The organism is Flavobacterium sp. 2 (genome assembly GCF_049949195.1).
Lineage (GTDB): Bacteria > Bacteroidota > Bacteroidia > Flavobacteriales > Flavobacteriaceae > Flavobacterium.
Genome location: NZ_CP188206.1, coordinates 2,978,893 through 2,990,363, shown reverse-complemented (window position 1 = coordinate 2,990,363; position 11,471 = coordinate 2,978,893). Strand labels below are relative to the sequence as shown.

At 36.7% G+C, this 11,471-nt stretch carries 8 protein-coding genes; 3 read left to right on the top strand and 5 right to left on the bottom strand.

What is annotated here, in order from left to right; all coding sequences use genetic code 11:
* Nucleotides 1-45 precede the first annotated feature (45 nt).
* The 5 genes from ACNFIH_RS12870 to ACNFIH_RS12850 all read right to left on the bottom strand — a co-directional run bounded on the left by ACNFIH_RS12870 (nt 46) and on the right by ACNFIH_RS12850 (nt 8,848).
* Nucleotides 46-4,923 carry a PorP/SprF family type IX secretion system membrane protein gene (locus tag ACNFIH_RS12870; RefSeq protein WP_426483455.1) on the bottom strand — a complete coding sequence of 1,626 codons (4,878 nt, stop codon included), beginning with the start codon at nt 4,921-4,923 and terminating at the stop codon, nt 46-48.
* Nucleotide 4,924: 1 nt separating this feature from the next.
* A complete protein-coding gene (sprC, locus tag ACNFIH_RS12865; RefSeq protein ID WP_426483454.1) occupies nt 4,925-6,409 on the bottom strand; it encodes a gliding motility protein SprC in 1,485 nt (494 codons plus the stop codon).
* Nucleotides 6,406-6,819 carry a hypothetical protein gene (locus ACNFIH_RS12860; protein WP_426483453.1) on the bottom strand — a complete coding sequence of 138 codons (414 nt, stop codon included), beginning with the start codon at nt 6,817-6,819 and terminating at the stop codon, nt 6,406-6,408. Before ACNFIH_RS12860 ends, sprC begins: the two co-directional genes overlap by 4 nt.
* Nucleotides 6,820-6,917: 98 nt before the next feature.
* The gene (locus tag ACNFIH_RS12855) at nt 6,918-8,207 is read right to left on the bottom strand and encodes a hypothetical protein (protein ID WP_426483452.1); all 1,290 of its coding nucleotides are present in this window, start codon (nt 8,205-8,207) and stop codon (nt 6,918-6,920) included.
* A gap of 188 nt (nt 8,208-8,395) precedes the next feature.
* Complete coding sequence (locus ACNFIH_RS12850; protein WP_026727351.1) at nt 8,396-8,848, bottom strand: hypothetical protein; 453 nt, start codon at nt 8,846-8,848, stop codon at nt 8,396-8,398.
* Nucleotides 8,849-9,283: 435 nt separating this feature from the next.
* Here ACNFIH_RS12850 and ACNFIH_RS12845 point away from each other — a divergent pair, with 435 nt between their 5' ends.
* From ACNFIH_RS12845 to ACNFIH_RS12835, 3 genes are read left to right on the top strand one after another with little or no spacing between them, the layout of a single operon-like run.
* Nucleotides 9,284-10,432 carry an ATP-binding protein gene (locus ACNFIH_RS12845; RefSeq protein ID WP_142449854.1) on the top strand — a complete coding sequence of 383 codons (1,149 nt, stop codon included), beginning with the start codon at nt 9,284-9,286 and terminating at the stop codon, nt 10,430-10,432.
* A 7-nt stretch (nt 10,433-10,439) separates the two neighbouring features.
* Nucleotides 10,440-10,823 carry a hypothetical protein gene (locus ACNFIH_RS12840; RefSeq protein ID WP_035646758.1) on the top strand — a complete coding sequence of 128 codons (384 nt, stop codon included), beginning with the start codon at nt 10,440-10,442 and terminating at the stop codon, nt 10,821-10,823.
* 34 nt (nt 10,824-10,857) lie between these two features.
* Entirely contained in the window at nt 10,858-11,370 is a 513-nt protein-coding gene (locus tag ACNFIH_RS12835; RefSeq protein ID WP_035646756.1) for an acyl-CoA thioesterase, read from the top strand.
* Nucleotides 11,371-11,471: the final 101 nt, after the last annotated feature.

Below are 11,471 nucleotides of genomic sequence, written 5' to 3'. Positions count from 1 at the left end.
ACGAGCACCTTAAAAAATAAGGTGCTTAACTCTTATTGTCTATTATTAATTCTCCACTTTTACGATGGCCATTTTTCCATTATAAGGTTTATTTCCTTTAGCTTCTAATGCTTTAGTCGCTTCTTGTAATCCCTCATATTTCTCGTAATAGATGTAATATTTACTTGTTGCTATATTATAGAAGAAATTAATGTCTGAACGTCCCGCAGCAACTGCTTTGGTCAAGAATTCATCTCTTTTTTCAACACTGCTGTGAACTGCAACAATCATATAATAACCACTATCAGAATTTTTAATATTCTTGATGATCTGCATATTTGATTGGTCTTCACCAAAATCAAAATCACTTGCTGTTAAAGGCGTACTGCTAACTTTAGTAGTTTCCTTAATACGTTTAAGAGCTGCTAGATCCTGATTGTATCTTCCTTGATCGTTTTCATAAGCTGCACGCTTAATTCTACGTTTTTTCTCGATTTCAGTTTCTGCTTTAATACGCTCTAAATTCGCAAGTAACGCTGCACTATCTTGTTCCATTTTTAATTGTGCTGCTTTCAACTGATTTATCTTTTCTAGATAAGCTCTGTTTAAAGCGTCATTTTTATTCGGAACTTTTTTAAGTCTTTCGTTATATAAATTCGTCAACTTGGCAATCTCATCTTTTTGAATTCTGTTTGCCTCAGCAATATTTGTTTTCAAAGCTTCTAGCTGACTGTTCTCTGCTGCAACACTCTTGAATGGTTTCGGTTCTTTGTAAATTCCTTTTTCACTTAAGTCATTTTCCTCTCTTAAATCATTCAGGTCTTTTTGTTTGTTTGCAACTGTAGCATTAAACTGAGCCAATAAATCACTTTGATTTTTATTTGACGCATCTAATGATTGCGTTAAATTATCAATAGCTTTTGCTGTTTCATCTTTTTGAGCTTCTGCCGCTTTTGCTGCTGCATCCGCTGCTTGCTTAGCTCTTAATTCCGCTTCTTCAGCTTGTTTTGCCTGTAACGCTTCTGCGTCTGCTTTTGCTTTTGCTTCGGCAGCTAATTTTGCTTGTAATGCTTCTGCATCCGCTTTTGCTTTCGCATCTGCAGCTAGTTTCGCTTGTAATGCTTCTGCGTCGGCTTTTGCTTTTGCATCGGCAGCAAGTTTCGCTTGAAGCGCTTCTGCATCGGCTTTAGCTTTAGCATCAGCAGCAAGTTTTACTTTTAACGCTTCAGCATCCGCTTTTGCTTTTGCGTCTGCAGCTAATTTTGCCTGACGAGCTTCTTCATCTGCTTTAGCTTTTGCGTCAGCTGCTTGTTTTGCTTGTAAAGCTTCAGCATCAGCTTTGGCTTTTGCATCTGCAGCTAGTTTTACTTTTAACGCTTCAGCATCTGCTTTTGCTTTCGCATCAGCAGCTAATTTTGCTTGTAATGCTTCTGCGTCAGCTTTGGCTTTTGCATCTGCAGCTAATTTTGCTTGTAATGCTTCTGCGTCAGCTTTGGCTTTTGCATCTGCAGCTAGTTTTACTTTTAATGCTTCTGCATCCGCTTTTGCTTTCGCATCAGCAGCTAATTTTGCTTGTAATGCTTCTGCGTCAGCTTTGGCTTTTGCATCTGCAGCTAATTTTGCTTGTAATGCTTCTGCGTCAGCTTTGGCTTTTGCATCTGCAGCTAGTTTTACTTTTAATGCTTCTGCATCCGCTTTTGCTTTCGCATCAGCAGCTAATTTCGCTTGTAATGCCTCTGCATCAGCTTTTGCTTTTGCATCTGCAGCTAGTTTTGCTTGTAAAGCTTCAGCATCCGCTTTTGCTTTTGCGTCAGCTGCAAGTTTTACTTTTAATGCTTCGGCATCAGCTTTCGCTTTTGCGTCAGCTGCAAGTTTTACTTTTAATGCTTCGGCATCAGCTTTCGCTTTTGCGTCAGCAGCTAGTTTTGCCTGACGAGCTTCTTCTTCCACTTTTGCTTTCTCTTCAGCAGCTTGTTTTGCTACTAAAGCTTCAGCATCAGCTTTGGCTTTCGCATCTGCAGCAAGTTTTACTTTTAATGCTTCGGCATCCGCTTTCGCTTTTGCATCGGCAGCTAATTTCGCTTGTAATGCCTCTGCATCTGCTTTCGCTTTTGCATCTGCAGCAAGTTTTGCTTGTAAAGCTTCTGCATCAGCTTTGGCTTTTGCATCAGCAGCTAGTTTTACTTTCAATGCTTCAGCATCAGCTTTCGCCTTATTATCTGCTTCTAATTTTGCCAAACGAGCTTCTTCCGCTTCTTGTAATTTTTTTGCGGTTGCTTCAGCATCTGCTTTTACTTTTGCATCAGCAATTAATTTTGCTTGTAATGCTTCCATATCTGCTTTTGCTTTAGCATCAGCAGCAAGTTTAGCTTGTAAAGCTTCAGCATCAGCTTTTGCTTTTGCATCAGCAGCTAATTTTGCTTGACGAGCTTCTTCATCAGCCTTCGCTTTTGCATCAGCAGCTTGTTTCGCTTTAAGAGCTTCAGCATCCGCTTTTGCTTTCGCATCTGCAGCTAATTTCGCCTGACGAGCTTCTTCTGCTTCTTGTAATTTTTTTGCTTCAGCATCAGCTTTTGCTTTTGCCGTAGCTTCAGCATCTGCTTTTACTCTTGCGTCAGCAATTAATTTTGCTTGTAAAGCTTCCATATCTGCTTTCGCTTTTGCATCAGCAGCAAGTTTTGCCTGAAGTGCTTCCGCATCTGCTTTTGCTTTAGCATCAGCAGCTAATTTTGCTTGTAATGCCTCTGCGTCAGCTTTTGCTTTTGCATCTGCAGCAAGTTTCGCCTGAATCGCCTCTGCATCGGCTTTCGCTTTTGCATCAGCAGCTAATTTTGCTTGTCTTGCATCTTCTTCTACTTTCGCTTTTGCGTCAGCAGCTTGTTTTATTTTCAATGCTTCTGCATCCGCTTTCGCTTTTGCTTCTGCAGCAATTAATGCTTGTCTCGCCTCTGCATCTGCTTTTGCTTTTGCGTCAGCAGCTAATTTTTCTTTTAAGGCAGCATCTGCGGCAGCTTTTTCTTTCAATGCTGCGGCAGCTTTCGCTTTGTTTGCAGCATCAATTGCAGCTTTCGTTTTAGCTTCAGAAGCTGCTTTCGCTTTTGCTTCAGCCGCTAATCTAGCCTGATAAGCATCTGAATCTGCTTTTGCTTTTGCATCGGCAGCTAAAATCGATTGTAAATCCGCAGCCTCAGCTTTTGCTTTTGCATCAGCTTTTCTCTTCGCTTCAGCAGCATCTGCTTTTGCTTTTGCATCTGCAGCTAATTTAACTTTCAATGCTTCCGCATCTGCTTTCGCTTTTTCATCGGCTGCTAATTTTGCTTTAGCAGCAGTTTCTGCATCAGCTTTAGCTTTGTCTGCAGCTAATTCTGCTTGTGTTTTTTGAGGTGCTCCAGTTGCTTTAGCTTTTGCAGCTTCAGCATCCGCTTTGGCTTTCGCATCGGCAGCTAGTTTTAATTTCATTGCCTCTGCATCAGCTTTCGCTTTATCAGCAGCTAACTGTGCCGGTGTTTTTGCTGCTACTGCTGCTGGTTTGTTTGCAGCAGCTTGAGCTCTTGCTGCAGCGGCAGCATCTACTCTGGCTTTGTTATCAGCAACCAATTTCAATCTGCGTTCCTCTGCATCTGCTCTGGCTTTATCTGCTGCCAGTTGTGCTTGTGTTTTTTGTGTTGTAGCAACCGCTCTGTTTGCAGTTGCAGTTTGTGCTCTTGTTGCAGCTGCAGCATCTGCTTTAGCTTTTGCATCTGCAGCAAGTTTTATTTTCAATGCTTCTGCATCGGCTTTAGCTTTATTATCTGCTTCTAATTTTGCTTTTGCTGCAGCTTCGGCGTCAGCCTTCACTTTTTCAGCAGCAGCAAGTCTTGCTTGTTTCGCTTCTGCATCAGCAATTGCTTTTGCTTCAGCAGCCAATCTTGCTTTTTCAGCACCATCTACTCTTGTAACTGGAGCAGATGTTGTTTTTTTAGCCATTACAGGTTTTGGTTTTGATGGATCAATAAGTGAACCTTCATCATCATCACCGTAATAGTAATTTCTGCTTTTGAATTTATATGCAATTGCAAATTCGTGAGAACCACCCAAATTTGTAAAATTGCCAAAACCTCTTTCATAATTGTATTCGATCGCAATACTAGGTGAAATATTTACACCTAAACCTGCCGAAACACCATATAAAGTATTATATCCAGCTTGAGCCCAAACTCCTTGTGGAATCGTTAGCATGGCAAGTCCAGATAAAACAGTTTTATCTTTTTTAATTTCTGTTTTTACAATTCCGGAAAATTTACTTCTGTCGAAAAATCCGTAGCTGTCAATATAACCTGTGTACATTGCATGCAACTCGATCGCTCTTTCCGGATCATCCTTTACCATTCCTGAACCAAAATTGTAAAGAACCAAATTGTTGATCGATAACCCAAAATCAAGAAATGCTGTACCGTAGTTAATACCCGGATTTACAGTAAGCAATGTGTTTGACTGAATATTATCAATTGGAAGATTTGGATCATTTGTAACAATTTTACCTTTGTTTAAACCACTTTGGTAGGCACCCACATTAAGTCCAAATGTCAAATTGCTATCTTCTTGCAAAACGATATTATGGGCAAAATTGGCTACTCCTCCAAATACTGTAAAAACACCATAATTTTGTTGAAATAATCCAAAAGCGAAAGCTTCATTCTCTCTAAAACGGCCAGAATAACCAAATAAATAAGTATTTGGAGCATCGTCAAATGAAACCCATTGTCTTTTATTATAAAAACTTACATAAGGATTTGATTCGCGTACAAAACTGAACGTTGGATTAATTATGTATCTATTAAACTTTAAAGAATTTCTGATAGGTAAAGAAAACGAAACAACTCCATCCTCAGATTTGGTATCTTGAGCATAGAGTACATTTGATAAACCGTAAAATAAAGTCATGAATAGTAGGATTTTCTTCATCTTATTTTATCAGGGTTATTGATCCTTTTCTTTCACCTGTCCCGGATTGAATGACATAGTAATATACTGGATTTACATTTTTAATATCAATTGATCCAGACGGGGGCCAATCGCCTTGATAGTTGACAACATCAAGAACCATGTCTCCGTTTGAACTAATTATTTTAACACTAGTTTCTGGGTTTTTGTATTCACTCGGAATATCCCATACATCATACGGATAACTGCTCAAGCTTATAATATTTGCAATTTTTTCTACAGAAGTAGCTGGATCACCATCGTAACTAACTGTAAAAGGTAATTCTTGTTCAACAACACATCCTGCTGCCTGACTTACTTTTACTTTATAATTTCCACGTGCAGACACCACATAAGTGTTGGTATTAGCACCTGAAATCACATTATTTCCAAGAAACCATTGGAAAGTTGGATTAACCGCATTTGTAGTCACAGTAACGCTTAAAGTTTCGTTTGGAGCAATAACGTTCGCCGCTGGGACATTTAATGAAGCTGTAAAATTGTTTCCTTTTAAATCGATTGTTCCTGTAGCTGTACATCCTCCAAAATCAACATCAACAGTATAAACTGCAGCTTCATTTGTAGTATAACTGCGATTTGTGGCTCCGGTAATTACTGCACCGTTTTTTTTCCATTGGTATTTATTACCAGCTGTTGCTGTTAAAGTCGTACCTGTTCCGCTTGAACAAAATGGATTTCCTAAGCTTGAATCTACAGTTACAGATGATCCCGATGTTGATGAAGTTACTGTAACTCTGTTTGAGCTAAAGTTTTCATCATTACAGCCTCCGTAATCAATTTGTGCATAATAAACACCTGGAGCATTTACCAATAACGTTTTACCGCTTTGTCCTGCAATTGCAACGTCATCTTTAAACCATTTATATTTAAGATTTGAATAGTTTGCGGGAGATGACGGTATATCTGCTGGTGTAGGATTATAAATAGAAAGACTTAAACTTCCGCCAGTACAATAAGTTGCAGTTGCCAGTTTATCATTGATAAAAAAGGATTCTACATAAGTTCTGTAATAAATAGGGAAACTCGTTACAGCTTGAGAATTTCTAAATCTTAAACTATAAACAGGCGTTGCGGTATTACTTTTAATTCGCATGCTATACGTATCAGATCCCTTCAAATTTGTTGGAACCGCAAACTTTATAGTTTGTTGCTGTAAAGCTGCATTATCGGTAATTGAAATTTTTGTAGTTGCAGTTGGTGTAGTAAAATTTCCTAAGTCATCTGAAAGTTCTACTTCGAAAGTAGTACCAGCAGGGAAATCTACATAGCTGAAAGTCGCGTTATACTCATTAAAAGGCTTCCCATCGACAATAAGCCCAGCACAAATTCTTGGATATCCAAGTTGCTGAGGCACTATTGTCTGGGCATAGCTATTTGTTTTAGTACATAAAAAAATACTAAAAAAAAGAATAAATCGGATTACAGATAGCGTAGTTTTCTGAATCATATAGTTCTAGTTCTTGCTAAGTCTATATTTTCAAAAAACAAAATATCTATGAATGTTTCAGAAAAATCATATTTATAGTTCTCAATAATGTCCTTCGCAAGAACAGAATAAGAAGCTGTAATTGATGCGTTTTCCTTGCATTCTGAAGTTGTCTGATCATTACAATCAGTAGCTATAGCAAAGCTATCCTTGGGGATGGATAGCTCTACTGCTAACTGATTAGAATTATCTAATTTGCTGATCACTGATGTACCAGCTATTACTGTTTTTTGGTTGTTGTTACACGCCGCTGCGATGCATTTTGTGTCATTAGAAACAATGTTTCCTGACTTGCATTGTGCATTTATTGCTACTGCAGGCGAAACCAAAAATATAATATAAATAAAATATTTTTTTATAGATGGGGCCATTATGTTCTGATCTTTATTTGGTCACGAGACTGACATAAATTGTGTCTGGGGACTTAATTAATAAAATTTACGCTCTTGAAATAAAAATCGAAACTTATCTATTTTCCGCTAGATGCTGTAATTTTTCCTAATTGCAATCTGAAATCTGGTTTTTTAGCATTGTAGATATCAATGAAAGTTTCTTTGTTATCACTTTGTGACATCACGTTAAAGAACACAGGGTTTCCATACCAGCCCTCTAAATCTTCATTGTTAGAATTGTATTCTGTAAAGATATTTCCGTTACATAAGTTGAAATACATTTCCTCAATTTTGATTTTTTTAAGGTTGGCATCATTAATCTCAGTTTTGCTGTCCAATAGAACGGCCGGGTTAAATCCAGAGATTACACTACGCTTCATTTCAAGAGAAGCAGTTTCGGCAACATAAACTGCCTCTTTTACTAAACCTGCCTGAATATCAGCTTTAATGTTATCACTATCATTTAACATTGTAATATTTGTTGCAACAACAAGTGTTTGTTTTTTAGTAAAATCTGTTTCGCTTTTCTTTTCGAAAGTTTTTACCTCCATACAACGAGATCCGTCTTTGTTACTTGATAAGTAAGATGATCTAACTGCCAATGAGTTAAATAAACGGCATTGAACACCTTGAGTAAATTTATAATCGTCGTTGATTGATTTGTAAGAAACTAGTTTCGTAGCGTTTAAATCTCCTCCAAAGAAAGCAAATGAATCACCTCCAGAGTAGCTTACCATTACATTTTCTAGTATCGTTTTAGCACCAACACCAGCAACAGTCAAGCCATTGAAAGTATCTGCACCTTTAACTTTTTTTCCAGCAAATTCGATTCTAACAAATCTCAAGATACCTGAATTTCCGTTTACGTTGTCGCCACCATAAGAAGTAAGTGTAGGATCAAGATCTAAGTTGTAAGAACCAACACCTCCAAATTTGTTAATTGGAGCATCTCCAAGAAGTACAACTCCACCCCAGTCTCCAGCTTTTTTCTGGCTGCGGTTTGAAGTAAATACAATTGGATCAGTCTCTAAACCATCTGCAACAAGTTGTGCACCTTTTGTAACTACCAATGTTCCTTTAGTTTCGAAATCACCAATAATTAAAGTTCCTGGTTCGATTGTTAATACTGCATTGTTTGTAACATAAACGTTGCCTTGCAAAACATAAACATTCCTTTTCAGCAATTTAGTGTTAACAGAAATATTTCCTGCTAAAATTTGGTTTGCTTCTCCATACTCTACTTTGTTAGGCTTAAATTCGGTCCAGTTATTTAACCAATTGTTGTAGCCCATAATTCCTTTCTCTTGCTGAGCACTCATACTAGTAACTGTCAAAAGAACGCAGATCATTTGAGTAATTTTTTTCATGATAAGGGGGTATTAGGGTTAATAATAAATTTGGGTATGCGTAAATGAAAAAACTCATCTCGATTTTTCCGAAATAATCAGAACACATCGAGAACGAGTTATTTTTTATCGCTCTTTTAAAATGTTTTTCGAAAATCTAAATCATCTACGTAAACACGTTAAAAAAGGTTTTAAAAATATTTTATTTATTACATTTCGTTCAAATCGTTGAACTCGTGTAATGATTTCAATGTGCTTTCGTAAAATAAAATTGCCGCGATCAAGTTTCCTTTATCTGAATAAGGCATCATTTTTCTTTGGAAGTCTACCGTAGTATCCAGGAAAGTTGTAGTACCAACCGCTTGGTTGTCTAATACTTTTTTGTGTTCACTATCGTCCGGAATACCTAAGTCGGCCATAGTAACACCTGGTTTAGTAACCAAAGCAATGTAAGGGAGAGTTTTCACTAAAACTTTAATACGCTCAATGTATAATTCCAAAAGTTCTCCTTTTTGCATACCACTCAATTCTTTTTGATCATGGTATTTTCTGATAAGAGCTGTTGTACTAATGATACTTCTTGGAGCATTTTTTGCCTGCGCTGAAACAGCTGCAGTTGTCAAGAAAAAAAGTGTACTTAATAAAATAATTTTCCCTTTCATAGATTCTATTTATAAATGGTTGTTGATGCAAACAAAAATATATAATTTAACTTAAATTGCAACTTTATTGATTTCTTTTTTCAAAAAAAATCCTTAAAAAAAACTTAAAAAACAGTCGTATGTCGAGAAAATCTGCGTTTTAACGAGGGTTTTGTTAAATTTGTTAAAACAAAAACCGTAAGACATTACCTATAAAAAAGTGGTAGATTTTAACATTAAATAGCTAAAATTTCATTACGTTTATCGTTTTTGGCAAAAAAATATTAACAAAAAAGTCTTCATATCTACTCGCGTGAAGTAATTTATTAACAAAATTATGCCTATACATCTCCGTTTTTTTTCAAAAAAAATTTCTCAAATTTTTCAATTTTAAGACAACCCATAATCTTTTAATCTAAAGTTTTTGACTCCACCATTTTCTTCTATCTTTGCTTCATGCAATTTTCTCAAATTTTAGGTCAGGATTATATCAAAAGTCACTTGATAAAAAGTGCATCTTCAGGACGAATTCCGCATGCACAATTGTTTATTGGGCCCGAAGGAAGCGGCACATTATCAACTGCTATAGCCTATGCGCAATACATTTTGTGCAACAATACAGGCAATGAAAATGAAAACGGAAACGAGTCCTGCAATTTAAAATTTCAAAATATCTCGCATCCTGATTTGCATTTTATTTACCCAACTGTTACCACCGAAGATGTCAAAACCAAACCAAAAAGTTTGGATTTCATTCAGGATTGGAGAACTTTTATCCAGGAAATGCCTTACGGAGGATTATTTGACTGGTATAAAATATTGGGCGTTCAAAACAAGCAAGGAGAAATCAGAGTCGAGGATGCGCAGGAAGTTTTAAAATCGCTTTCGCTGAAATCCTACGAAGGCGGCTATAAAATCATGATTATTTGGATGGCCGATAAAATGAATATCGCGGCTTCAAATAAACTTTTGAAACTTCTTGAAGAACCTTCAGATAAAACTATTTTTATTCTGATTTCTGAAAATGAAGAAGATATTATTCAAACCATTCGCTCTCGTTGTCAGGTAATTCACTTTAATGGTCTTCCTGAAAAAGTAATAGCCGACGCTTTAGTTTCACGAGAAAATATTGATCAAAATTTAGCTAAAAAAATTGCGCATCAGGCTCAGGGAAATTTTAATAAAGCAATGCATTTATTGAAAGAAGATGATTCTGAATATCCATTCGAACAATGGTTTGTAAACTGGGTTCGTGCCGCATTTAGAGCCAAAGGAAATGCTGCAGCAATTCAGGATTTGATTTCCTGGAGTGAAGAAATTGCCGGACTTGGACGCGAAAGCCAGAAAAAATTCATTCAGTTTTGCATCGAAATGTTCCGTCAGGCATTAATGCTTAATTATCAGGCGCCAAGCTTGGTTTACATTGAACCGAAAGTGGATAAATTCAAACTCGAAAATTTTGCACCTTTTGTTAACGGAAATAATATTCATGAAATTTTCAAAGAGCTTTCAGATGCAATGTATCACATTGAAAGAAACGGAAATGCAAAAATAATTTTAACCGATTTATCAATAAAACTTACTCGTTTAATTCATAAAAAATAGACTTCAAATGAATAATCCTGCCTCTATCTTAATTCTGGCTTTTTTAGCTTTAACATTCTTACAATCAGGATATGAAAAAATATTTTATTGGAAAGACAATGTTGAATGGCTAAAAGGTCATTTTGCCAACACGCCGTTAAAAAATCAAGTGCCGCTTGCATTATTGCATCTTTTAATTTTAGAATTAATTTCTGGAATTTTATCCGTTGTTGGAGCAATTCAGCTTTTATTAAACAGTGGCAGAGAGTTTGGTTTTTACGGTGCAATTTTTTCTTGCATCAGTTTACTAATGATGCTTTTCGGACAAAGATTAGCAAAAGATTACGATGGCGCGAGAACCATAGTAATCTATTTTATTCCAGCTGTAATGGCGGTTTACTGGCTGAATTAATCAGCTTTTTATTTATAATTTTTACAATAAAAAAATGAATCCAAAACACCCTTCAGAATCCATAACTATTTTAACAGATTTAGTTTTACCGAGCGAAACAAATCCTTTAAACAATCTTTTTGGCGGCGAATTATTAGCCCGAATGGATCGTGCCGCAAGCATTGCCGCGCGCAGACATTCTCGCCGAATCGTGGTTACGGCTTCTGTAAATCACGTGGCATTCAACAGAGCAATTTCACTAGGAAGTGTTGTTACTGTTGAAGCAAAAGTTTCAAGATCTTTCAAAAGTTCAATGGAGGTTTTCATTGACGTTTGGGTAGAAGACCGCGAATCTGGAAGCAGAACAAAAGCCAACGAAGCAATTTATACTTTTGTTGCTGTTGATGACACTGGAAGACCTGTTGAAGTTCCGGCAATTATTCCGGAAACCGAACTTGAAATCCAACGTTTTGATGCTGCTTTACGTCGTAAACAGTTGAGTTTAGTGCTTGCTGGCAAAATGAAACCTTCTGATGCGACAGAATTAAAGGCATTATTTATAGAGTAAAATTGTAGCAATTTGTAACAATTTGTGACAACCAAACTCCAAAAAAAAGAAGTAGTTTTGCAATTTACAAGTCAGCTAAATAACAATACGAAAGTTATTTC